The sequence below is a fragment of the Ferrimonas lipolytica genome, assembly GCF_012295575.1.
In the GTDB taxonomy this organism is placed as follows: Bacteria; Pseudomonadota; Gammaproteobacteria; order Enterobacterales; family Shewanellaceae; genus Ferrimonas; species Ferrimonas lipolytica.
The window spans coordinates 3137141-3159907 of record NZ_CP051180.1 but is presented as its reverse complement, the minus strand read 5'-3'; the positions used below and the strand labels follow the sequence as shown (position 1 = coordinate 3159907).

23 protein-coding genes are annotated in these 22767 nt (G+C 50.6%); 6 read left to right on the top strand and 17 right to left on the bottom strand.

The features are described from left to right. Position 1: 1 nt before the first annotated feature. From ubiD to trxA, 5 genes are all read right to left on the bottom strand, one after another. On the bottom strand, positions 2-1474 hold the full coding sequence (gene ubiD, locus HER31_RS14485) for a 4-hydroxy-3-polyprenylbenzoate decarboxylase (RefSeq protein WP_168661531.1): 1473 nt from the start codon (positions 1472-1474) through the stop codon (positions 2-4). Positions 1475-1988: 514 nt separating this feature from the next. Then, positions 1989-2453 carry a hypothetical protein gene (locus HER31_RS14480; protein WP_168661529.1) on the bottom strand — a complete coding sequence of 155 codons (465 nt, stop codon included), beginning with the start codon at positions 2451-2453 and terminating at the stop codon, positions 1989-1991. Positions 2454-2605: 152 nt separating this feature from the next. Next, the gene (locus HER31_RS14475; protein WP_168661527.1) at positions 2606-2896 is read right to left on the bottom strand and encodes a putative quinol monooxygenase; all 291 of its coding nucleotides are present in this window, start codon (positions 2894-2896) and stop codon (positions 2606-2608) included. A gap of 291 nt (positions 2897-3187) precedes the next feature. Then, positions 3188-4456, bottom strand: coding sequence for a transcription termination factor Rho (gene rho, locus HER31_RS14470; RefSeq protein ID WP_168661525.1), 1269 nt, complete (start codon positions 4454-4456; stop codon positions 3188-3190). Between the two features lie 204 nt (positions 4457-4660). Next, positions 4661-4987 carry a thioredoxin TrxA gene (trxA, locus tag HER31_RS14465; RefSeq protein ID WP_168661523.1) on the bottom strand — a complete coding sequence of 109 codons (327 nt, stop codon included), beginning with the start codon at positions 4985-4987 and terminating at the stop codon, positions 4661-4663. Positions 4988-5199: 212 nt separating this feature from the next. On the opposite strand from trxA, the gene rhlB reads away from it, so the two are divergent. The 3 genes from rhlB (at position 5200) to HER31_RS14450 (ending at position 9252) form a co-directional block, all read left to right on the top strand. Then, positions 5200-6468, top strand: coding sequence for an ATP-dependent RNA helicase RhlB (gene rhlB, locus HER31_RS14460; protein WP_168661520.1), 1269 nt, complete (start codon positions 5200-5202; stop codon positions 6466-6468). Further along, the gene (locus tag HER31_RS14455; protein WP_168661518.1) at positions 6437-7390 is read left to right on the top strand and encodes a Ppx/GppA phosphatase family protein; all 954 of its coding nucleotides are present in this window, start codon (positions 6437-6439) and stop codon (positions 7388-7390) included. Before rhlB ends, HER31_RS14455 begins: the two co-directional genes overlap by 32 nt. Before the next feature lie 464 nt (positions 7391-7854). Beyond that, on the top strand, positions 7855-9252 hold the full coding sequence (locus tag HER31_RS14450; protein ID WP_168661516.1) for an L-cystine transporter: 1398 nt from the start codon (positions 7855-7857) through the stop codon (positions 9250-9252). Positions 9253-9333: 81 nt separating this feature from the next. Here HER31_RS14450 and HER31_RS14445 read toward each other — a convergent pair whose 3' ends face one another. Then, complete coding sequence (locus HER31_RS14445; protein ID WP_168661514.1) at positions 9334-9684, bottom strand: hypothetical protein; 351 nt, start codon at positions 9682-9684, stop codon at positions 9334-9336. Positions 9685-9716: 32 nt separating this feature from the next. Between HER31_RS14445 and HER31_RS14440 the strand changes: the two genes are divergently transcribed. Further along, a complete protein-coding gene (locus HER31_RS14440) occupies positions 9717-11051 on the top strand; it encodes a CoA-disulfide reductase (protein WP_168661512.1) in 1335 nt (444 codons plus the stop codon). A gap of 51 nt (positions 11052-11102) precedes the next feature. On the opposite strand, the gene rarD is transcribed toward HER31_RS14440, so the two are convergent. The 11 genes from rarD to ubiE form a co-directional block, all read right to left on the bottom strand. Then, positions 11103-11954 carry an EamA family transporter RarD gene (gene rarD / locus HER31_RS14435; protein ID WP_168661510.1) on the bottom strand — a complete coding sequence of 284 codons (852 nt, stop codon included), beginning with the start codon at positions 11952-11954 and terminating at the stop codon, positions 11103-11105. Positions 11955-12051: 97 nt separating this feature from the next. After that, entirely contained in the window at positions 12052-12591 is a 540-nt protein-coding gene (locus HER31_RS14430) for a thioredoxin family protein (RefSeq protein WP_168661508.1), read from the bottom strand. Between the two features lie 426 nt (positions 12592-13017). Continuing rightward, positions 13018-14028 (bottom strand): porphobilinogen synthase, encoded by a 1011-nt coding sequence (hemB, locus tag HER31_RS14425; RefSeq protein ID WP_168661506.1) that lies wholly within the window; start codon positions 14026-14028, stop codon positions 13018-13020. Between the two features lie 109 nt (positions 14029-14137). Further along, on the bottom strand, positions 14138-14944 hold the full coding sequence (locus HER31_RS14420; RefSeq protein ID WP_168661504.1) for a TatD family hydrolase: 807 nt from the start codon (positions 14942-14944) through the stop codon (positions 14138-14140). Continuing rightward, positions 14944-15531: a hypothetical protein gene (locus HER31_RS14415; protein WP_168661502.1), complete on the bottom strand. Its 588-nt coding sequence runs from the start codon at positions 15529-15531 to the stop codon at positions 14944-14946. Before HER31_RS14415 ends, HER31_RS14420 begins: the two co-directional genes overlap by 1 nt. A 34-nt stretch (positions 15532-15565) precedes the next feature. Further along, complete coding sequence (gene tatC / locus HER31_RS14410) at positions 15566-16306, bottom strand: twin-arginine translocase subunit TatC (RefSeq protein WP_168661500.1); 741 nt, start codon at positions 16304-16306, stop codon at positions 15566-15568. A gap of 3 nt (positions 16307-16309) precedes the next feature. Then, a complete protein-coding gene (gene tatB / locus HER31_RS14405) occupies positions 16310-16717 on the bottom strand; it encodes a Sec-independent protein translocase protein TatB (RefSeq protein ID WP_168661498.1) in 408 nt (135 codons plus the stop codon). A 5-nt stretch (positions 16718-16722) separates the two neighbouring features. Next, a complete protein-coding gene (tatA, locus tag HER31_RS14400; protein ID WP_168661496.1) occupies positions 16723-16977 on the bottom strand; it encodes a Sec-independent protein translocase subunit TatA in 255 nt (84 codons plus the stop codon). A gap of 75 nt (positions 16978-17052) precedes the next feature. Beyond that, positions 17053-18687 carry a 2-polyprenylphenol 6-hydroxylase gene (gene ubiB, locus HER31_RS14395; RefSeq protein ID WP_168661494.1) on the bottom strand — a complete coding sequence of 545 codons (1635 nt, stop codon included), beginning with the start codon at positions 18685-18687 and terminating at the stop codon, positions 17053-17055. After that, positions 18684-19286 carry a ubiquinone biosynthesis accessory factor UbiJ gene (locus HER31_RS14390; protein ID WP_168661492.1) on the bottom strand — a complete coding sequence of 201 codons (603 nt, stop codon included), beginning with the start codon at positions 19284-19286 and terminating at the stop codon, positions 18684-18686. Before HER31_RS14390 ends, ubiB begins: the two co-directional genes overlap by 4 nt. Before the next feature lie 25 nt (positions 19287-19311). After that, entirely contained in the window at positions 19312-20067 is a 756-nt protein-coding gene (gene ubiE / locus HER31_RS14385; protein WP_168661490.1) for a bifunctional demethylmenaquinone methyltransferase/2-methoxy-6-polyprenyl-1,4-benzoquinol methylase UbiE, read from the bottom strand. A gap of 150 nt (positions 20068-20217) precedes the next feature. Here ubiE and HER31_RS14380 point away from each other — a divergent pair, with 150 nt between their 5' ends. After that, positions 20218-20862, top strand: coding sequence for a transglutaminase-like cysteine peptidase (locus HER31_RS14380; protein ID WP_168661488.1), 645 nt, complete (start codon positions 20218-20220; stop codon positions 20860-20862). Beyond that, the gene (locus HER31_RS14375) at positions 20859-22766 is read left to right on the top strand and encodes an EAL domain-containing protein (RefSeq protein ID WP_168661486.1); all 1908 of its coding nucleotides are present in this window, start codon (positions 20859-20861) and stop codon (positions 22764-22766) included. The genes HER31_RS14380 and HER31_RS14375 overlap by 4 nt, the downstream gene beginning before the upstream one ends. Position 22767: the final 1 nt, after the last annotated feature.

Below are 22767 nucleotides of genomic sequence, written 5' to 3'. Positions count from 1 at the left end.
ATTATTCTGACTCAAAGCCGTATTCTGCCCAACGGGCATCAACTTTGGCTTTAACTTCGTCATCCATGACAATGGGTTCACCCCATTCTCGTGTCGTTTCTCCGGGCCACTTGTTGGTGGCATCCATCCCGATCTTAGAACCCAAACTTGGCACTGGTGAGGCAAAGTCGAGGTAGTCGATTGGAGTATTCTCAACCATCAAGGTATCGCGAGCGGGGTCCATTCGAGTGGTCATCGCCCAAATTACATCGTTCCAGTCGCGAGCGTTTATATCATCATCGCAGACGATAATAAACTTGGTATACATAAACTGACGGAGGAAACTCCAGGCTCCCATCATTACCCGCTTTGCGTGCCCAGGATACTGTTTTTTAATGGTTATTACCGCCATCCGGTAGGAGCAACCCTCAGGTGGTAAATAGAAATCTTCGATCTCTGGGTACTGTTTTTTCAGGATCGGCACAAACACTTCGTTTAATGCCACTCCCAGCATTGCAGGTTCATCTGGCGGACGACCGGTATAGGTGCTGTGGTAAATAGCATCCTTACGCATGGTCATGTGGGTCACGGTAAATACTGGGAAGGTTTCCACTTCGTTGTAGTAACCAGTGTGGTCACCGTATGGCCCTTCCGGCGCTTCTAGGCCTGGCTCTAGGTAACCTTCAAGGATGATTTCTGAGGTCGCTGGCACCTGCAGGTCGCAACTTAGTGCCTTAGCTACTTCGGTACGCTCGCCACGTAACAACCCGGCAAAGGCGTACTCACTCATGGAGTCGGGCACTGGAGTTACTGCACCAAGAATGGTGACTGGATCCGCCCCTAGAGCAACAACCACTGGGTAGCGTTCACCCGGGTTAAGTTTTTGAAATTCTTGATAATCTAAGGCGCCGCCACGGTGGGCCAACCAACGCATGATCAGCTGGTTTTTGTTGAGTAGCTGCTGGCGGTAGATACCGAGGTTTTGTCGTTTTTTGTTTGGTCCCTGAGTGATGGTTAAGCCCCAGGTAACCAGTGGCGCCACATCGCCAGGCCAGCAGTGTTGCACTGGTAGGGCGGTGAGATCGACATCATCGCCCTCAAAGACAATTTGTTGGCACTGCGGACGCTTAACCTCTTTCGGTGGCATGTTGAGCGCCTGCTTAAACATCGGCACCTTGGCAATAGCATCTTTAAAGCCAGATGGTGGCTCAGGCTCTTTAAGGAATGCCAGCAGTTCGCCGACTTGTCGAAGCGCTTTAGGGTCTTCATGACCTAACGCCATCGCCACTCGTTTCGGCGTGCCGAATAGATTGGCCAACACCGGCATGGTGCTGCCTTTGGGATTTTCAAACAGGATTGCTGGACCGCCGGCGCGAAGAATTCGATCACAAATCTCGGTCATTTCAAGGTGAGGATCAACTTCGGTGCTGATCCGCTTTAATTCACCTTTGGCCTCAAGGTGATCGACGAATGAACGTAAGTCCCTAAACTTCATTGTTATTATTCTCTACCTTGGTCGCATTCAATGCGTGGGTAGCCATTATAGCCAGCGTCGCCAGCGATCTCCTATACCTAGGCGAATTACAATTTACTGTGATTGTATCCGACCGCGACCGGCAGCTGCTATGAAGCGTCAGCGCCAGTCGGCTAAGAGGGAAATTTAGACAATTTGGATTTGAGGTTAGTTCTACTGCTACCGCTGCTGGCAGCGGCAAGTAAGCTGACTTTTTTGTCTGCGCTTAAGGTATAGCTCGCGTTAGTGTTGCGTCTGACGGCTATAGCCTCACTACGGCAACCACGGCGCTGCTGAGCGGTTTAGATGAAATCAAAATTTTTACCGGCAATCTGGAGCGGATTTAATCGCTCCAGATGACGACAAAGTGGTTGGGCAATTGTCGTTTGGGGTGACGCGCTCGTATTGATGCGACTTGCTATGAGCGGTGATATTATCAAGCAGTTTGAGTACAAAAACGCTCATTGAGACAGCTTGCCGATGGCTCACCTTGGTGTTACTGCGGGCAAGGACGTTGCTGATAACGAAAGCTGTCCTGATCCAGCTGGTAACACTGTTGCTGCCAATGATAGACAATTCCATTGGCGGTTTTCTCAAGGCGAGCATTAGCCGGTAGGCTCGCTAGGGAAGCTGGCTTAACTTGTTCAGAACGCACCGTGATTGAGCTGACCGGCGCCACTTGCACGACTGTGCTATGAGCTTGTGGAGTAGGGCGAAGATAGCGGTCGTGAGTGTTATAGCGATAGTCGTTATGACGCCAGTAATCGTGACGGCCCAACCAAGCGCGGCGATAGCCGTAGTAGGGGAATCGATTGCGGTAACGCCAATCGTCATGCCAGCTATTGTGGTGGCTACGGTAGTTATCCCAGCCAACCGAAAGGCCAACAGACTGTAGTGCTGTCGAGGCTTGAATTGCAGTGGGCACTGCAACCATCAATAGGAAAATGCTAAGCCGCTTCATAAGACAACCTCCACCAATGACTGGGTTAAGTTTAGCTAATTGAACCCAATGCGAACAGCAAAACTGGGTCATGTTGATGGTATCGCAGTAACAGGAACCGGCGTTAGCACAAGCAGACAGAGGCTGGGGCTGCCTCAATGTTGTGGGAGGCGTTAGGCGATTTGGGTCATCTCATTAAGGGTGAACTGCTCTACGCATCCTTCAGTTGCCACCATGTATTGTGCTAAGTGTTCATTGCCCATATGTGCTTGCCACAGCTCGCGGGAGGTCCAGTTTTCGTAAAACATAAAGTGCGCAGGGTTTTCATTATCTTGGTGCAGATCATAGTTGATGCAACCCTCTTCAGCACGAGTCACTTCAATCAGTTTTAGCAGCTCAGCTTTTACTAGATCAATGGTATCGGCTTTGGCAATGATGTTGGCCACAATGGTTAGTTTAGACATTATTCAATTCTCTCTGTGTGTGTCGTTTTGATGAAACAATAGTAGGTGTTATCGCCTAATACTTAAACGGCTTAAAAATTGAATTATTCTCCAATTGTTTTTGATAATCATTGAAGATTAACAACGATTACGTGCGGGTAGCTGGGATCCTTTAATAACATCGGTCGTGACGGTTACATGTGGTTGGCTACCAAGTTGAAACGCGGAACCGCTGGTTAGCCAACAAAAAAGGACCTGAATATTCAGGTCCTTTCGGTTTTTATCAATGGCTGCGCGTTATTGCAGCGGCGCTTATTTTGATTTTGCGCGCTTCATTGCATCGAAGAATTCGTTGTTGGTTTTGGTCATTGCCAACTTGTCGATTAAGAACTCCATCGCTTCAACTTCTTGCATTGGGTTCAAAATCTTACGCAGGATCCACATCTTTTGCAGTTCATCAGCGTTAGCCAGCAACTCTTCACGACGGGTACCAGAGCGGTTGAAATCAATCGCAGGGAAGACGCGACGCTCAGCGATCTTGCGGCTTAAGTGCAGTTCCATGTTACCGGTGCCCTTAAACTCTTCGTAGATCACTTCGTCCATCTTCGAACCAGTATCAACCAATGCGGTCGCGATGATGGTTAGTGAGCCACCCTCTTCGACGTTACGGGCGGCACCAAAGAAGCGCTTTGGACGGTGCAGGGCGTTGGCATCAACACCACCAGTCAGTACCTTGCCTGAGCTTGGCACCACGGTGTTGTAAGCACGGGCCAGACGAGTAATAGAATCCAATAGGATTACCACGTCTTTCTTGTGCTCAACCAGGCGCTTGGCCTTTTCGATAACCATCTCGGCTACTTGAACGTGGCGAGATGCAGGCTCATCAAAGGTAGAAGCAACCACTTCACCTTTAACCAAGCGCTGCATTTCGGTTACTTCTTCTGGGCGTTCATCGATCAGCAGTACCATCAGTTCACAATCTGGGTGGTTGTGAGCGATGGATTGGGCGATGTTCTGCAACAGTAAGGTTTTACCCGCTTTTGGCGGGGCTACGATCAAACCACGTTGGCCTTTACCGATTGGGCTAGCCAAATCTAGTACGCGAGCGGTGATGTCTTCGGTTGAGCCGTTACCACGTTCCATCCGCAGACGGTCGTTCGCATGCAGTGGGGTTAAGTTCTCGAATAAGATCTTGTTACGTGAGTTCTCTGGGCGATCGTAGTTAACTTGATTAACTTTCAACAACGCAAAGTAACGCTCGCCGTCTTTTGGCGGACGAATTTTGCCAGCAATTGAATCACCGGTACGCAGGTTGAATCGACGGATTTGACTTGGAGAGACGTAGATATCGTCTGGGCCAGCCAAGTATGAAGAGTCTGCACTGCGCAGGAAACCAAACCCATCCTGCAAAATTTCCAATACGCCGTCGCCGAAGATATCTTCGCCGCTCTTAGCGTGTGCTTTTAGGATGGCAAACAGAATGTCTTGCTTACGGACGCGGGCAAGATTTTCCAATCCCATGGCTTCGGCCAGAGCTACCAGCTCGGAAACCGGTTTCTGTTTTAATTCGGTAAGATTCATAGGTGGGTCTTTTTGATCGTTATGCACGGCAATAGGCGGCGCTGACGTGTCGTAGTTGAGTTAATTTTAGGGGGATGCAGTCGAATATTTCGACTGAAATATCGTATTGGTTAAGAAGTTAGCACCAATAAAGGGGGTCGTCCAGTGCTTTCTGTAGCCGGATTGAGCTAGGCCATAGGAATCCTAAGGCCTAGCCTTAACAGCTTATAAGTGGCCGTCGATAAACTCTTTCAATTGAGTCTTAGATGCGGCACCTACTTTAGTGCCTACCAGCTCACCGCCTTTGAACAGCAGCAGCGTAGGGATGCCGCGAATACCGTATTTGGCTGGAGTACCATTATTCTGGTCAACGTTCATTTTACCGATGGTCAATTGACCATCGTAATCGTCTGCCAATTCGTTCAAAACCGGTGCGATCATCTTACATGGACCACACCACTCAGCCCAAAAATCAACCAGAACAGGTTGTGCTGCATTTACTACATCGGTATCAAAGCTGTCATCAGACAGGGTTAAAATTTTGTCGCTCATGATTTGCTCCAGATTAAAGGTCCCATTTGGGCTATGTCCTTATATGGGATCGAGCTTGCCTATTTTCAAGCCGCTCTGCCAATCACAATTATCGCTTGGCTTAATCGAGATTAGGCAAATATTTGCCTGAATAAGGCTCATATAAAGAAGTGGCGATAATTTGGCTCATATTGGTTCCCAATGGCAAGCGCTTCCGATATGCTCCTGAAGTTATGACAAAGACCCATCTTACAGACTCAAAATTTGCCGATTTTCCATTGGCATCATCGGTGGTAACCGCGCTTGAAGGCGTCGGTTTTACTCACTGTACTCACATTCAGGCGTTGACCCTGCCAATCCTGCTTAGCGGCAAGGATATCGCAGGACAAGCGCAAACCGGTACCGGCAAAACGCTGGCCTTTCTGGTTGCCACTTTTCATGAGCTGTTAAGCCGCGAGGTGCCTGCGCACCACGATGGTCATAGCCCACGTGCCATCATTATGGCGCCAACTCGTGAACTGGCTATTCAGATCTGGAAAGACGCCGAACCCCTCGCTCAAGCTACTGGCTTGAAGATGGGCCTCGCCTACGGCGGAGAGAATTATGAACAACAGCGCGAAGCCATCGCCGCTGGGGTTGATATTCTGGTTGGTACTACCGGTCGCCTGATCGATTATTACAAGCAAGGCGTGTATAAACTTGATGCGATTCAAGTAATGGTCTTGGATGAAGCGGATCGTATGTTTGATCTGGGCTTTATTCGAGATATCCGTTACATGTTCCGCCGCATGCCTGCGCCAGCAGAACGCCGTAATATGCTGTTCTCCGCCACTTTGTCGTTCAAGGTGCAGGAGTTGGCCTACGAACACATGAATGAACCTGAGCATGTGCAAGTTGAGCCAGAGCGTAAAACCGCGAAGCACATTAAAGAAGAGCTTTTCTACCCTTCTAACCAAGACAAGATGAAGCTGTTGCTGACTTTGCTTGAAGAGGAATGGCCAGAAAAGGGTATCGTTTTCTCCAACACCAAGCATCGCTGTGAAGAGATCCACAACTGGATGGCCGCTGATGGTCATCGTGTTGGTTTGTTGACTGGCGATGTTCATCAGAAAAAACGCTTGAAGATCCTTGAGCAGTTTAAGAGCGGTGAAATTGATTTCCTAGTTGCAACTGACGTTGCCGCTCGTGGTTTGCACATCCCCGATGTGACCCACGTGTTCAACTACGATCTGCCGGACGACTGTGAAGACTACGTACACCGCATTGGTCGTACCGGTCGCGCTGGAGCCAAAGGCAGTTCTATCAGTTTTGCTTGTGAGCAATATGCGATGAATCTGCCGGCGATTGAAGAGTACATTCAACACAGCATTCCGATGACCAGTTACGATGCTTCTGCGTTATTGAGCGATCTAACCACGCCCAAACGCACTGCACCACGTCGCCGTCCGGGTGATCGTCAGGGAGGCTCCCGTGGCGGGCGCCCACCACGTCGACACAACTGATGCGATAAAGAATGGCGGCCTTATGGTCGCCATTACTTTAGGCTCTAACAGCTTCAATATGCTGGTTGCTAAACCGGGCCAGTCATTTCCACTAGTCATTGCAAAGCATAAGCGTAAGGTTCGTCTTGCGACCGGTCTGGTTGTTGGTGGCTGTCTTGCCCCAGCGGCAAAACGCGAAGCGCTCGATTGTCTGCAATGGTTTGGTGAGTTAATTCAACAATACCAGCCTGAACAAACCGCAATCTACGCCACGGCTGCATTGCGTCAAGCGGCGGATGCCGAGTTGTTCTGTCAGCAAGCCTTGCCGTTGCTTGGCCAGCGCATCGAAATTATTTCTGGCGAACAGGAAGCGGAATTTATCTTTCACGGTATGCGTGCTACTACCGCAACCGACGGCCAGGTAATGATGCTGGATATCGGCGGTGCTAGCACTGAGCTGGTGATTGGCGATGAGCACATTGATTTCAAGCATTCGCTACCGCTGGGGGCAGTGCTTTTTAACCAACGTCATTTTGCCACCGGCATTAGTGCTGCTGCTTTTGCTGCCGCTCACACTGATGTAGAACAAGCTTTAACGCCTTTGCTACCACAGCTGTCGTCATTGCAATGGCAACATGCGATGGGGATCTCTGGAACATTCCGGAGCTTGTTTGAATTGGCTCAAAACCGCGGTTTGGGGTTCGAATCGATCAGCCGAACCTGGCTAAATCAGATTAGAGAGGAGCTGCTGCAACACGGTAGTGCCGAGCTTGCTGGTGTTGAAACAGAACGTGTACCAACCTTTGCTGCCGGGGTCGCTATTCTATTGGCGCTAATGAACCTGCTCGATATTAGCGATATTTATCCTGCTGGTGGTGCTCTTCGAGAAGGGGTACTGGTGCAACTGGCGTTGCAACAGCGGTTAGCGCATAACCAATATTAAAGGCGGTGTCACAGTTAAGTGTTGAGGCTTATATCAAGCCTTGGGCTCTACCGATTGTGGCGTTTGAACGGGGCTATGTCGCGGTGGCGACGGCACATTCTTGTATGCATTAGGGGGCAGCTCCGCCCCCTTTGGAATCCCCCTTTGCCTTAGGTCGCAGTCTATAACGCTTCGCTGGACTGCTCCAATGCGGCAGAAGATCAGCGGCGGTAGTGCTTTTCCCTTGTATCAAAACTCGCCTAGCCGGTGCTTTAACAGTATTGGAACAACAACACTTAGTTGGTACACAGCCATATTAAATGCCTTTCGAACATTGGGATCTTCCATATTCCTTTTGAGAATATGCTTAGAACATCTGCCTGGGTTAAGCTGCGAACTTATGAAGTAGTATCGATCAAAGTGGATCGAGTTTCTGTCGACATTGGATAAACTAACTAGTGTCGAATAGCGCAAGGTAAGTACCCATGAATTTGTACGTTATTATCAACATCGCCGTGATGTTGGGTCTGTTCTTCTGGCTGTATCGTCTACAGCAACAACACGTTAAGTTTACTCGCCGCGTATTCCTAGCATTAGGGTTAGGCGTTGGTTTTGGTGCCTTGTTGCAGTTTGGCTATGGCTCTGGATCAGAGGTAATCAACCAGTCGGTTGAGTACTTTAATATTGCCGGTAAAGGCTATGTGCAGCTGTTGAAGATGATCATCGTGCCGTTGGTCATGGTGTCTATCATCTCCGCTATCCTCAAACTCAAAGATGGTGAATCACTCGGCAAAATCAGTGGCTTAACCATCGGTATCCTACTGGTTACTGTAGCAATCTCGGCGATCATTGGTCTGATGGTGGCACAGCTATTCGGCTTAAGCGCAGAAGGTTTGGTTGAGGGAACTCGTGAAGCAGAGCGAGCGGCCTCGTTGCTGGCGAATCAGGGCACGGCAGAGCAGCTTTCTATTGCTCGTACCTTGGTGGATTTGATCCCCGCTAACCCGTTTCTAGATATGACCGGAGCCCGTGATACTTCCATTATTTCCGTGGTTATCTTTTCTACCTTCATCGGTATTGCGGGCTTAGGCGTACATCGCAAGCAGCCGGAGCTCGGTGATAAGTTCGACAGCTTTATGCAGGTTGCTTACGCTATTGTGATGCGCATTGTTACCTTGGTACTGCGTCTTACCCCATTTGGGGTGTTGGCATTGATGACCAAGGTTCTAGCTACCAGCAACTTTGCTGACATCCTCAGCCTATTCAACTTCGTTTTGGCTTCCTATACCGCCTTAGCATTGATGTTCGGTGTGCACCTGCTGTTTATCACCTTAGCTGGTGGTAACCCATTGCAGTTCGTTAAGAAGGTATGGCCGGTACTGACCTTTGCCTTTACCAGTCGTTCTAGCGCCGCCACTATCCCACTAACGGTACAGACCCAGACGCGCCAGTTAGGGGTTCCCGATGGTGTCGCTAACTTTGCTGCCTCCTTTGGTGCCACCATTGGTCAGAACGGTTGCGCTGGGATCTACCCTGCAATGATGGTTGCGATGATTGCGCCGACTATTGGCATTGATGTGATGGATCCGATGTTTATGGCCACCATGTTGGCAACCATCGTGGTTGGTTCCTTTGGTGTGGCAGGCGTTGGCGGCGGTGCCACCTTTGCAGCGCTTATTGTGTTGTCTGCACTGGATATGCCGGTCGCCTTGGTGGGTTTGTTGATCTCCATCGAGCCATTAATTGATATGGGTCGTACCGCGTTGAACGTAAACGGTGCCATCACATCAGGCTTTATTACCAGCCGTCTGCTTGGTGAAACTGATATGGACACCTTTAACGGCAAACAAGAGTTGGAACTGGATATGGAATCAGTATCCTAAACGAATCGTGACGATCAGATTTGGAGGGCCGCCATTGAGGCGGCCCTTTTGTTTGGCTGTGTCACAGTTAAGTGTTGAGGTTTATATCAAGCCTTCGGCTTCACCGATTTCGGTGCTTAAGGGGAGGATGTCGCGGTGGCGACAGAACCCAAAGAGGAGCTCCGCCCCCTTTGGAATCCCCCTTGCCTTAGGTCGCAATTCAAAGCGCTTCGCTGAACTGCTCCAATGCGGCAGAAGATCAACGGCGGTAGTGCTTTGCCCTTGTATCAACACTCGCCAAGTCGGTGCTTTATCAGTATTAGAAAGAACAACACTTAGTTGGTACACAGCCTTTTGTTTTCTATAAATGCATGGATTTGAGATATTGCAGCTGATCAAGCGTGATGGCATTACAGCAGTAAGCGCCGGTCCATCGGCGGTAATAAAACGCATCCATGCAATACTAATTGTTGAGTAACAAGCTTATGAATATCGTAATTATTGGTGCAGAAGCCGCAGGCATGAGCGCCGCAGCTAAGGCGCGTCGTAGTGCCAAAGACGCCACCATTACCGTGTTTGAGCAAAGCCAAGTGGTAAGTTTCGGCGCGTGCGGTTTGCCCTATTTTGTTGGTGGCTTTTTCGATCAGCCAAGCTACATGGCCGAGCGTTCAGTTGAGCAATTTCAAGCCAGTGGCATCGACTTACGCACGGGACATCAGGTGTTGAAGATTGATACCTCGACTCAGCAGGTACGGGTAAAGGAGCTAGCGACTGGACAAGAGTTTAGCCAGCCTTATGATAAATTGATGATAGCCACCGGAGCCTCGGTAGTACGGCCACCAATCAAGGGGCTCGATCTCGCTAACGTTCACTTTGTTAAAACCATGGACGATGGCCTTAAGCTACGCCAGCTGGCGGAGCAAAGTGACATCAATGACGTTGTTGTGATCGGCGCCGGTTACATCGGTTTAGAGATGGTTGAAGCGCTGCACAAGCAGGGCAAGCGGGTGCGCTTAGTCGAACTGGGTGAGCGAGTGTTGTCTGAATCCTTCGACACCGAAGTCTCGGAGGCGATTCAAGCTGAATTGCTGCGTCACGATGTCGATGTGCATCTAGGTGAAATGGTGCAGGCGCTGCAAGGAGATGACAAGGTTGCGACAGTGGTAACCAACCAAGGGCAATACAACGCTGATCTGGTTATTGTTGCCACAGGGGTTAGGCCAACCACAGAGTTTGTGGCCGATACCGGCATCGAGCGCTTGGCCAATGGCGCCATTGTTATCGATGCTCAGGGCAGAACCAGTTTGCCTAACGTCTATGCTGCCGGCGACTGCGCGACCGTATGGCATCGCATAAGCCAACAAGCGGTGTACATTCCGTTGGCGACCACCGCTAATAAGATTGGCCGCATCATTGGTGAGAACCTCGCTGGGGCTTCGCGTGCCTTTGCTGGCACCTTAGGCAGTGCCGCAGTTAAGGTGATGGATGTTGAGGCGGGCCGAACCGGCATTAGTACCAAGGAAGCGGAACAACTTGGGCTGCACACCAAGACCGTGTTTATCCGTGATAAGAACACCACCAACTACGTACCATGGCAGCAAGATATTGCAGTAAAACTTATCTACGAAGCTGACAGCAAGGTTATTGTTGGTGGCCAGCTGGTTGGTGGCGCAGGCGCGGTATTGCGAGTTGATACCTTAGCGGCGGCAATCCACAGCGGCATGACCACCGAAGATCTCGGTATGCTTGATCTGTGTTATGCCCCACCGTTCGCCCGTACCTGGGACGCGCTGAATGTTGCTGGCAACGTTGCGAAATAGCTGAAGTACACAATTAGCGGATTAGGCCGGAGTTAACTCTGGCCTTGTGCATTAGCATGGTAATTGCCGCCGAAGTGTTGTGCTGGTATCCAACATTACTATAACGGTCGCAATTCCAATCAGACCATAGCTGGCTATCTGCGCCAGTGCCATCGGTTCTTGCAACACCACAATCGCCACCAGAAACAACAATGTAGGCTCAAGGTAACTGAGCAAACCAAACAGAGAAATTGGCAGGCGCTGACTGGCGGCCAGATAACTGAGCATCGAGCCAGAGGCTAACAGGGCAAATCCCACTAACCATAACAAAAAGCTGGGCTGGGTAAGGTTCAGGGCAATTTGTGGGGTTGTAGCTAAGCCGTAGAGCGCGAGGGGGGTGAACAACGAGACTTCAATAAACAACCCGGTACAGGCACTGATCCCTAAACTACGACGTAATAAGAAATAGACTGGAAACACCAGCGCCGGTGATAACGTTACCCACGACAGTTCCCCCTGGCAGAAGAGTTCAACAGCAACGCCGAGAATCGCAATTGCAATAGCGTAGCGCTGCAGTTGGGAAAGCGACTCCTTAAGCCACATTCGTCCCGCTAGAGCCATAGTCAATGGCAATAAAAAGAACCCCAATGACAACTCTTTGGTCAAGCCATTAACTGGTGCCCATACGAACAGCCACCATTGCGAAGCGTTGAGTACCCCTCCAAGCAGAACCAATGCTAGCACTTTGGGGTTGGCAATCACGCGAGCCAGCTCATTAAAGCCGCGCTGAAAGACCATTAATGAGGCTAAGCACGCAAACACTAATGTCACTCGGCAATAGAAAAGTGCGGTGCCATCCAGCACCACAAAGGCGGTGACGTACCAAGGGATGATGCCGTACATCAATGAGGATAAGAGTGACAACCTCACTCCCAGGGGATTTATTGCAGCTTGAGACATTCCATTTCCAACACAAAAACGACGGCACCTTGGCCGTCGTTGGTATATCCATTACACCGATTTAGTTAGTGATGATATCGAGCAGATCTTGTTCGGTACTCACCTTGGTTGACTCAATAATTCGGCCAACTTCAGCACCATTTTGGTTGATGATAAAGGTCGGGATACGAGTGAATTCGTAGTTGGCAGATAGGCCTTGTTCATCGCTTTTGTTACGGTCAACGCCGATGTATTTGACGCTGATGTTCGGGTTGTTCGCCTCGGCTAACACCTTTACTAAACGTGGTGTTTCGCGGTGACAGTCTGGGCACCAGGTTCCCAAAATGACCACAATCTCGGTTGGCGTGGTGATCTGTTGTAGCGCCGCTAGTGGAGCTGCGGCTGGGGTGTAAGCTGCGACGTTATCGCTGAAGTGGGGTTGCTGAGCCAAGCCAGCCAGATCCAATGCGCCAGTCAAAATAACCTCTTTCTTCTCATCATCTTGATCACAAGTGGCGAACAGGCCACCGGAATTATCTTGGTCGAAACCACAGCCACTATTGGCTTGGGCTGGGGAAAACCATATTGGCGCCAGTAGCGCCACTAATGCTATTGCTCGCATGTTAGAACCTTTGCTTGAGTTAACGCGAAGTTATCATTCTGAACGTTATTCCCTCGAAAAATTCCGTTGTCTTAGCGGAAGTGTGATCGAACGCATTCAGTAGTAGCCAAAAAAGGCTGTGTCACAGTTAAGTGTTGAGGTTTATATCAAGTCTTCGGCTGTACCGATTGCAATAATCTTAAGGGGTTATGTCGCGGTGGCGACAGCACCCAAAGGGGGAGCTTTGCCCCCCTTGCCTTAGGTCGCAGTCCAAAACGCTTCGCTGGACTGCTCCAATGCGGCAGAAGAGCAACGGCGGTAGTGCTTCCCCTTGTATTAAAACTTGCCTAGCCGGTGCTTTAACAGCATTGGAAAGAACAACACTTAGTTGCTTCACAGCCCAAAAAAAACGGCAGGATAAACCTACCGTTGTTATCAGACTCGCGGTTAACCTTGTTGTTTGAGGTAACGTGCGATGTCTTTGGCGAAATAGGTTAGTACGCCGTCGGCGCCAGCGCGCTTGAAGCACATCAACGCTTCCATTACTACTTTCTCTTCAGCCAACCAACCGTTCTGGGCAGCCGCTTTCAGCATGGCGTATTCGCCACTTACTTGATAAGCGAAGGTAGGTACCTTGAGTTCGGTCTTGACGCGACGAACGATGTCCAAGTACGGCATACCTGGCTTCACCATCACGTAATCGGCACCTTCTTGGATATCCATGGCAACTTCGTGAATCGCTTCGTCAGAGTTAGCTGGATCCATCTGGTAGGTGTGCTTATTGCCACCAGCCAAGTTGCCGGCAGAGCCGACGGCATCACGGAACGGGCCGTAGAAGCTCGAGGAGTACTTAGCGGAGTAAGCCATGATTTGGGTATTAACGTGACCAGCCGCTTCCAGAGCATCACGGATCTCGCCGATACGACCGTCCATCATGTCAGATGGAGCAACGATGTCAGCACCAGCTTCAGCGTGAGACAGCGCCTGCTGTACCAATACTTCAGTGGTGATGTCGTTCAGGATGTAGCCTTCGTCATCAATGATGCCATCTTGACCGTGAGTGGTGAACGGGTCTAGTGCAACGTCAGTGATCACGCCCAGCTCAGGGAACTCACGCTTAAGTGCACGGACGGCCTTTTGTGCTAAGCCTTCTGGGTTAAATGCTTCTTCAGCACCCAGCGACTTTTTGTCAGCCGGGGTTACTGGGAACAGGGCAATGGCAGGAACGCCTAACTCAACCAGTTCTTTAGCTTCTTCCAGCAACAAATCAATCGATTTGCGCTCTACGCCAGGCATCGATTCAACCTTTTCGATGCGGTTGTTGCCTTCCAATACGAATACTGGATAGATCAAATCCGCAGCAGTAATGGTGTTCTCTGCCATCATGCGGCGGGAGAACTCTTGCTTGCGAATACGACGTGGACGGCTACGTGGGAAAGCTCCGGTTACTGGGCTCACTATCGGCTCCTTGTGGGTAATATTGGCAACTCTATCGCTGCGATGAACTTATGTTAGCAAACAGGCTTAGTATTGAAATGCGATCGTTCACAAACTAATACCAATCTAACTAAGTATTTATGAGTAGATGGGCAGGGATCAGCGCTGCCGCTGCATTTTGTTGGCAGAGTTGGCTCACCGTGTCGACGCTTTGGCCTCTGAGCTGAGCTACCGTTTGCGCAATGTGCGGTAAGTAGGCCGGTTCATTACGGCGCGATTTCGGCTTAGGTCTGAGATCTCGCGGCAGCAAATAGGGAGCATCCGTTTCGAGCAGCAAGCGGTTGTCGGGGATGGTTTTCACCAATTGCCGTAGCAACGTGCCGCGACGTTCGTCGCAAATCCAGCCGGTGATGCCGATGTAGCAATCAAGCTCGAGTGCTTGGCCTAACTCCTCGGCTGAACCAGTAAAACAGTGCAATATTGCCGCGGGCAGCTGCGGACGAACCGCCGCCACCAGCGGCACAAAGTCTTGGTAGGCTTCACGACAATGCATCAACACCGGCAGGTTCAGTTCGACTGCCAATTGCAGTTGCTCGGCAAAGGCGGCCCGTTGCGCTGGTCGTGGTGAAAAATCGCGATTGTAGTCGAGCCCACATTCGCCCACAGCTACCATCTTGGGAGCGCTCAGCAGTGATCGTAAAGTCGCGCCACTATGTTGATTCCACTCACTGGCGTTATGTGGGTGCACTCCGGCGGTGCTAAAGACCTGTGGGTAGCGTTGACTCAACTCCAGTCCTTGTTGGGCTTCGGCAACGGTACTGGAGAGGTTCAATAGCGAGGTTACCCCAGCAGTGGCAGCACGAGCGACAACCACGTCGATATCGCCTTTAAACTGACTCGAGCTGAGGTTAACGGCGATGTCGGTGAGTGGCTGCATTACTGACGTTTAACGCGAATTTGCTTGTTGCTGCCTGCGCGCTTTAACAGGAATGAACCGAATGAGGCGCGGCTGATTATCACGGTATCGCCATTGCCTACTTTGAAGCGACCGCTTTCGGTTTGGCGCCAGCGCTGGCTATTGTCCAAGGTTAGGGTGAACTTGCCGTAAGGATCGGTAGAGATGCTAGTGACGGTAGCAGAGATAGAGTCGATAGCTTCCGCTTGCTCTTCTTTCTTCTTATTCTCATGGCCGAAAAGTCCAACCGGATCAACTGGGGTTGCAACCGGGGTTGGTGCGGCAACGACGGCTGCGGTGGTGGCCGCCGCAGCTGCCGGTACAGCCGGAGTCACTGTGCTGCTCTTGTTGGCGCCGAGTACGGTCTTGATTGCTTCAGAGATATTATCGAAGCAAACCAAACGGTCGAGTTTGTCGGTTTTGCTTTGGCACTCATCGATAGTGGAGGCCATCGAGTCGTAGCAGGCTAAACGAGAGCTTGGATCTGCGTCAGCTTGGCAGCCAGCAGTAGATGCAAAGGCGGCGCTGCTAAAAAGCAGCGCCGCAATAGTAGTTGTAGTTCGACGCATGGTTTGCCTCCCTGGGCGGTTAAGTGCTCCTAACCTATGCGTCGCTTACCTCTTCTTCATCGTCAGCAGGTTTGTATAGACGAGCAAATATCAAACCGCCTTCGAACAACAGGAGCATCGGCACCGCGAGCATGGTCTGAGAGATCACGTCTGGCGGGGTTAGAGCCATGCCGATGATAAAAGCACCGACAACAATATATGGGCGTTTTTCCTTAAGGCTGGCAACATCAGTTGCACCAGTCCAGCACAGCAACACTACCGCGATTGGTATCTCGAATGCCAGTCCGAAAGCAAAGAATAGCTTTAACACAAAATTAAGGTAGCTATTGATATCGGTAGCAATTTCCACCCCGTCTGGGGCAACGCTGGTGAAGAAGCCAAACACAACCGGGAACACCAAGTAGTAGGCGAACGCGATACCAGCATAAAACAGAATGGTTGACGAAAACAGCAGTGGCGTAACCAAGCGTTTTTCGTGCTTATACAGCCCCGGCGCGATAAACGCCCAAGCCTGAAAGAGGACATAAGGAATGGCAATAAAGAATGCCAAAACCAAGGTTAACTTGAACGGGGCAAAGAACGGTGACGCGACATCGGTCGCAATCATCGATGCAGAATCTGGCAGTACCGATAGCAAAGGCTGCGATAAGTAGTGATAGATGTCGTTGGCCCAGTAGGCAATTGAGAAAAACACCACAAATACCGCGCCAACGGCGTGCATCAGGCGATTTCTCAGCTCCATCAAGTGGCTGATTAACGGTTGTTGCTCAGACATAAATTAATCTTTTGCTGCGGAACTAGGGGAGGCCGGTTTGGCGTCAGACGCTGCAGCTGGCTCGGCACTAACTTCGGCCTTAGGCGCAGCTGCGGTGTCTGCATCAGAACTAGGCGCGGCGTATGGTCGGGTTACCGAGGACGCCGCATCGCGCAATTGTTCAATGGATTTTTGCAAGTCAGGATCAAGATCCTTTAGACCGCGAGACTCCGCTGTCTTGAGATCTGTCTGAAGTTGTTCAATTTTCAGCTCTTGTTCCAGTTCGGTACGAACGGAGGTTGCCATACGCTTAGCGGTAGTAAACCAACGTGATACTGAACGAACAGCCACAGGTAAACGTTCAGGCCCCAAAACAACCAGGCCAATTACGCAAACAATGATAATTTCAAAGAAGCCGAATCCATCGAACATACGACTTAGGCCTGTTCTTTAGTTTTTTGATCTGCAGTTTCGCTGGTTTTTGCAGCGGTAGTGCTCTCAGCTGCAGGCTTTTCTGCAGCGACTTTCTCTTCAACAGCTTTCTTATCGCCGTCTTCGTCAGAAATCGCTTTCTTAAAGCCCTTAACCGCACCGCCTAAGTCGCCGCCAATACCGCGCAGTTTCTTAGTTCCGAACAGTAACACGACGATAAGCGCGACAATCAGAAGTTGCCAGATACCAAAATTGCCCATTGATGGCTCCATCTATAGATAGTTGTACCGGTGAAACAGTCACCAGTGAAAATAACTTAAGTGTACCGCGCGATGCTACGGTTTTCTAATTTGCCAGCCGATAATCCATGCCACAAAACCTAGGCTTGCGAGAATGGCGGAGGGCCAGATTGTAACTGTTTTATCCAATAAGATTGTGCTTGAGATCACTAAAACACTGCCGCTATTAAAGAACAAACTGCTTTTGTGGTGTTGCTGCCGTTGTTCGATATAGTTGGATAGAATTTGATTCGGTTCTTTTAAGAACTCACGAGTTAAAGTCAGGTTTTGGTGAACCAGTTCTGGGATCTCCGGCAGTTTTTCCAATGCGTCAGGCGCAGAGTCGAGGAATCGTTGCCATTGACTTTGAGGGCTGAGACGTTGTGCATGCCACTCTTCTAAATAGGGCTTTGCGGTCTCCCACAGATCCAATTCGGGATAGAGCTGTCGTCCTAAGCCTTCAACATAAAGCAGTGTTTTTTCCAGCAGCACCAGCTGCGGTTTCACCACCATGCCAAATTGATGGGCGGTGCGAAACAGGCTTACCAGCACGTGACCGAAACTGATTTTACCCAAAGGCTGGTTCTGTAGCGGTTGGAATACTTGCCGTAATGCAAATTCGAAATCGTTCATGTTGGCGCTGGCATCAACCCAGCCGGTTGCCAGAAAAACCTCGGCTAAACGATGATAATCGTGGCGAAAAAAGGCCAAGAAGATGGCCGCCATATCGCGCTTATCTTGCTCCGACAACTCACCGACTATACCGTAATCGATGCCAATGTAGTGCGGGTTGTCTGGATTGGTAACATCAATAAAAATGTTGCCAGGATGCATGTCGGCATGGAAGAAGTTGTCGCGAAATACTTGGGTAAAGAATACCTCGACGCCACGTTCGGCCAACAATTTCATGTTAGTGCCGTGAGCACTTAATGATTCCACATCGGACACAGGAATACCGCGTACCAACTCCATCACCATCAGGTTTCGGTGGCTATATTGGTCATAGACCTTAGGTACATAGAGCGCGTCAGAACCCTCAAACGCAGTGCCAACACGAATAGCGTTATTGGCTTCACGGGTGAGATCAAGTTCGGCGAGGATGGTGCGGCGGTAGTCTTCGATAACCTCTATTGGGTGTAATCGTTGTCCCACCTTGGTGCTAGCCAACAACTTAGCGCCCATCTCCATCAACTGCAGATCAGATCGGATCTGTACATCGATATCAGGCCTGATCACCTTGAGTACCACTTCATCGCCGCTCTCTTTTAAACGGGCGCTGTGCACCTGAGCAACGGAAGCGGAAGCCAAAGGCTCGATACTGAAGTCATCGAAAAACTGCTCTACTGGGCCACCCAACGCCGCTTCGATACGTGCTTTAGCTTGCAGTGGGTCGAACGGTGGTACCTGATCCTGCAGTTGTTCTAATGAGTCAGCGAGATCGTCCGGAAGCAGATCGCGGCGGGTTGAGAGCATCTGCCCAAGCTTAATGTACACCGGTCCCAGCTCTTGGAACGCCAGTTTTACTCGCTCTGGCAGTGGTCGTTCGATGTTGTCGCGCCCCATCCAGAACAGTGCTTTATCAAACCAACGTAATGTCTTAGGCACCTGCTGCTGTGGCAACGCATCGATTAAACGGTATTTTCGAAAGGTTTTGGTGATCACATAGCCACGAACTATGGCTCCCAAACTCATTGCGCCGTTCCGTTGTTATCAAGGGCGGCGGCGATTGCAGCAACCCGGTGTTCTAGATCACTGAGCGCATCACTGAACTGGGTCATCTCTGCTTGGGTTGGGCCCAATTGCAGTTCATCGCGAATAAAGGCGGCACTGTGGCCACTAAGACGACTGAGATCGTTGCTGGCTTTATTGAGCAAGCTGCGGCCAAAGTTGTCTATGCGATAGGCCATGGCCCCACCGACAACCTTACTCAAAGGCTCTGCAAGATCCGGTTCAACCGCAGCCAGCAAGTTAGCTAGTTGGCCAGCTAACTTAATATCGCCCTCAATCTCCAGTTCACCGCCTTGACTTAATTCGGTCAAATTGGCGCTCTGCTTGAGCTTGGCCAGAGTGGTAATCGACAGCGATAAGCTGCAATCACACTGATCATCGTAATGGCTGTAGACCTGGATCGGATCTGACATGATCAGATACAGCGGAAACGGTAATGGGTTCAGCTGCACCCGCACCACTTGCCCCTGCCATTGGGCTAACGGAGTTGGGTTAGGGTGCTGCTTTAACAGGCGCTCGAGTGCGGTTTCGAGTGCGCCTGCAAGTAAAGTCGATAGTTGCATACCTTCCTACTTGGTTTAGCGCCAGTTAGTACTTGTAGCCGCGGTGCAGTGCAACCACACCATTGGTCATGTTGATGTAATCGGCTTGGTCGAAGCCAGACTCTATCATCATCTCTTTGAGCGTTTCTTGGTCTGGGTGCATGCGAATCGATTCAGACAGGTAACGGTACGACTCGGCATCGCCAGCGATCATCGAACCCATGCGGGGGATAATTTGGAAGCTGTAGAAGTCGTAGGCTTTCTGCATCGCGGCGTTTTGCGGCTTAGAGAATTCCAATACCAACAGCTTGCCACCAGGCTTAAGGATGCGCTGCATTGAACGTAAAGCTTTAGCTTTATCAGTGACATTACGCAAACCAAATGCGATGGTGATAACATCGAAGTGGTTATCTGGGAACGGTAGAGCTTCGGCGTTCGCTTGCACGTAGTTAACGTTACCAACGATGCCACGGTCTTGCAGTTTAGCGCGGCCGACTTTAAGCATCGATTCGTTGATATCAGCAAGAACCACTTCGCCAGTTTCGCCCACAAGGTGAGAGAACTTAGCGGTTAGATCGCCAGTACCACCGGCCAGATCTAAGATCCGCATGCCGGGGCGAACTGCAGCGCATTCAATGGTAAAGCGCTTCCAGTAGCGATGAACACCGAACGACATAACGTCGTTCATCAAGTCGTACTTCGAAGCAACAGAGTGGAACACCTCGGCGACCATGTCAGCCTTTTGGGTTGCTTCTACATCTTTGTACCCAAAATGGGTCTTATCTTCGCCATGGTCGGCCATGTTACGTAATCCTGTGTTGACGTCTACAAACTCGCCACAGTCTACACTCAATATGCAACCAACAAAAACGACACTGTACCAATCCTTTGAGATTGAACAGGTTAACCAAAGAAGGAAGAGTTGCCGTTGCGATGTTTATGGTTGTTGGGAATGGTTTGCTCATTCGCTGCTGTCGCAGAGCCAACTGAGAAAGCACGTTGGCATCGATTTTTTAGTGAACCTGCCTTATCTGCAGTAGAGCAGCAGTATGGGCAGCCGGCTCGTGTGCGCGTATCCGAGCTATACCAATGGCTGCAGCAAGAGCTCGCCCAAGCCCATTCGGTACCGGTTCAACTCGACCGGGTTAATCGCTATCTCAATCAACTGCAGTTTGTGGCCGATTCCGAGCATTGGCAGCAAGCAGATTATTGGGCCACACCGGTTGAGATGGTGGCCACTGGAGGTGGTGATTGTGAAGATTTCACTATCGCAAAATATTTCATTTTGCGGATCTTAGGAGTGCCGTCTGAGCAACTTAGGTTGATGTATGTGAAAGCGGTTGAGTTAAATCAGGCCCATATGGTGCTGCTGTATTTATCTTCGCCAGATGCGATGCCACTGGTATTGGATAACCTCCAGAATGAGATAAAAACCGGAGCAGAGCGGGCAGATTTGGTGCCGGTATATAGCTTTAATGCCGAAGGGTTGTGGCGTGCGCGGGCATTCGATCAAGGGGTGCTGCTTAAATCCGGTGATAATGGCGTCGATCTGTGGGGCGATCTCCTGCAGCGGATGAATCGGGAGGAGCAGGGATGAGTCTATTTCGGGTGTTGTTGTTGGGATTATTGCTATTGGTTGGTGCAATTAGCGTTACCAGTGCCAGTTTGTACCTGCGTGGTAGCCAGCAGTTCTTATCGCAGCAGTTGGCCGTTTATAGCCAAGATACGGCTACTTCTCTGGGGTTGAGCTTAGCGCCGGTACTGCGCCAGCATGACTGGGTGTTAGCGGAATCGATGCTAGATAGCATCTTTGATCAAGGCGACTATGCACTGATTCGCTTGACCAGCCTTGATGGGGCGCAGGAGCTACTGCGACAACGCACTACAGGGGCTGTCGCTGCTGACGGTTGGTTCGAGCGATTGTTGCCGCTGCGGGCGCCAGTGGTAAGCAGCCAGATCAATAGTCAATGGCAACTGGTGGCCACGGTTGAGGTACAAGCCAGTGCGGCATCATCGCAACAGTTGTTGTGGCAAACCGGGCGGCAGGCGTTACTCGTTACGCTGTTCATCGCCATTATTGCCATCGTCGTTGCCAGTTGGCTGTTAACTCGTGTACTCAAACCGTTGGCATTGGCGGAACAACAGGCCAATGGTTTACGGCGTCACCACTACATTCGACAAGAGCAGATCCCCTCCATTCGCGAGATGGCGTCACTGGTACGGACCATGAACCTAATGGTGGATAACTCGGAAGCGATGGTTAAGCAGCAGGTTGTGAGGATGGAACGGTTGCGGCGCCAAACTTTGGTGGATGACGATACAGGTCTTGGTAATCTTAGCCGCTATCAACAACGTGTGGGGCAAGCACTGAAAGATCGTGAGCATCAAGGTGGCACGCTATTAAAATTGCACCTGACTGGGATTGATCGAATTGAACTGCAGCATGGCAGTGGTAGCAGTAAAACGCTGCTGCAGCAGGTAGCGGCAACACTCACCAAATTTGCGTTGCAGTTACCTTTAGGCCGACTGTATCGCACCGGCTTTGCCGAGTTTACGCTGTTGTTTCCTGGGTTGCAGCTATCACAACTGTCAGCTGAAGAGATGGCTTTGCGAGGCGAGTTGTCGTCGTTGGTGCATCAAGCCGGCGCTGATAGAGTATTGCTGGCAGCCTGTGAATACCATCTTAATGATCAACCTAATGAGGTTGAGCAGCAACTGGAGTTGTTGCTGTCTGAAGCGATTGCATTGCCGGACTCCAGTGTATTTAAGGGCTCAGCAAGTGCGACGGAGGAAGTGCCACTGGCACAGCAACAGCAGTTGTTACAGCGGCTCTTGAACACCGCACCGTCTCTGTTGGTACAGTCGGTTGAAAACGCCAATAACCATGTATTGCATCGTGAGATCCTCACGCGCTTCAATGATGGTGAGCAACACTATAATCCTGGCCCAGTGATGGCGATGGCGGCCCGCCAACAGAGCTATCGGCAATTGGATCTGTTGGTACTGAATACGTTGAAGTCAGAGCTGGGTAACGGCGTTGAGGGCAGCTTGAGCTGTAACTTGACCGCTGAGTCGGTACTGGATCCGCAATTGCCAGCGATGTTGCAACGTATCTTAGACGGTTACTGGCAGCAGTTGTTGCTTGAGATCCCGGAGCGGGCACTGTTACTTGATGCCGATGCGACTGTTCGTTTTATTGAACGGATGGCTTTGCTTGGGGCGCGAATATGGTTGGATCACACCACTCCGGCAGGGATGGTATTGATGTCCCAGCATGGACTGGAGGGGATAAAGCTGGATCCGGGCTATACCCGCGCCTTGCTGACCGATGGCAGCCATAGTGATCTGATTGAGATGATGATCGCCGCTGCCCATAGTCGTGGCATCAGCGTAGTAGCTCAGCAAGTTGAAGAACCAGAGCTGGCCAACGCCCTATGGCAACTTGGAATTGACGGGGTACAAGGCTTCGCCGTAGCGAAGCCGGTGCCACTAAATGAGTGAA

Excerpts from the sequence above, each read along its gene's own strand:
- ubiE (WP_168661490.1), bottom strand. The coding sequence starts at position 20,067 with ATGGCCGACCATGGCGAAGATAAGACCCATTTTGGGTACAAAGATGTA.
- rho (WP_168661525.1), bottom strand. The coding sequence starts at position 4,456 with ATGAATCTTACCGAATTAAAACAGAAACCGGTTTCCGAGCTGGTAGCT.
- HER31_RS14445 (WP_168661514.1), bottom strand. The coding sequence starts at position 9,684 with ATGCGTTTTATTACCGCCGATGGACCGGCGCTTACTGCTGTAATGCCA.
- HER31_RS14480 (WP_168661529.1), bottom strand. The coding sequence starts at position 2,453 with ATGAAGCGGCTTAGCATTTTCCTATTGATGGTTGCAGTGCCCACTGCA.
- HER31_RS14430 (WP_168661508.1), bottom strand. The coding sequence starts at position 12,591 with ATGCGAGCAATAGCATTAGTGGCGCTACTGGCGCCAATATGGTTTTCC.
- tatA (WP_168661496.1), bottom strand. The coding sequence starts at position 16,977 with ATGGGCAATTTTGGTATCTGGCAACTTCTGATTGTCGCGCTTATCGTC.
- HER31_RS14380 (WP_168661488.1), top strand. The coding sequence starts at position 20,218 with ATGGTTTGCTCATTCGCTGCTGTCGCAGAGCCAACTGAGAAAGCACGT.
- ubiD (WP_168661531.1), bottom strand. The coding sequence starts at position 1,474 with ATGAAGTTTAGGGACTTACGTTCATTCGTCGATCACCTTGAGGCCAAA.
- ubiB (WP_168661494.1), bottom strand. The coding sequence starts at position 18,687 with ATGAGTTTGGGAGCCATAGTTCGTGGCTATGTGATCACCAAAACCTTT.
- HER31_RS14390 (WP_168661492.1), bottom strand. The coding sequence starts at position 19,286 with ATGCAACTATCGACTTTACTTGCAGGCGCACTCGAAACCGCACTCGAG.
- tatC (WP_168661500.1), bottom strand. The coding sequence starts at position 16,306 with ATGTCTGAGCAACAACCGTTAATCAGCCACTTGATGGAGCTGAGAAAT.
- trxA (WP_168661523.1), bottom strand. The coding sequence starts at position 4,987 with ATGAGCGACAAAATTTTAACCCTGTCTGATGACAGCTTTGATACCGAT.
- HER31_RS14375 (WP_168661486.1), top strand. The coding sequence starts at position 20,859 with ATGAGTCTATTTCGGGTGTTGTTGTTGGGATTATTGCTATTGGTTGGT.
- tatB (WP_168661498.1), bottom strand. The coding sequence starts at position 16,717 with ATGTTCGATGGATTCGGCTTCTTTGAAATTATCATTGTTTGCGTAATT.
- HER31_RS14415 (WP_168661502.1), bottom strand. The coding sequence starts at position 15,531 with ATGCGTCGAACTACAACTACTATTGCGGCGCTGCTTTTTAGCAGCGCC.
- HER31_RS14420 (WP_168661504.1), bottom strand. The coding sequence starts at position 14,944 with ATGCAGCCACTCACCGACATCGCCGTTAACCTCAGCTCGAGTCAGTTT.
- HER31_RS14475 (WP_168661527.1), bottom strand. The coding sequence starts at position 2,896 with ATGTCTAAACTAACCATTGTGGCCAACATCATTGCCAAAGCCGATACC.
- rhlB (WP_168661520.1), top strand. The coding sequence starts at position 5,200 with ATGACAAAGACCCATCTTACAGACTCAAAATTTGCCGATTTTCCATTG.
- HER31_RS14440 (WP_168661512.1), top strand. The coding sequence starts at position 9,717 with ATGAATATCGTAATTATTGGTGCAGAAGCCGCAGGCATGAGCGCCGCA.
- HER31_RS14450 (WP_168661516.1), top strand. The coding sequence starts at position 7,855 with ATGAATTTGTACGTTATTATCAACATCGCCGTGATGTTGGGTCTGTTC.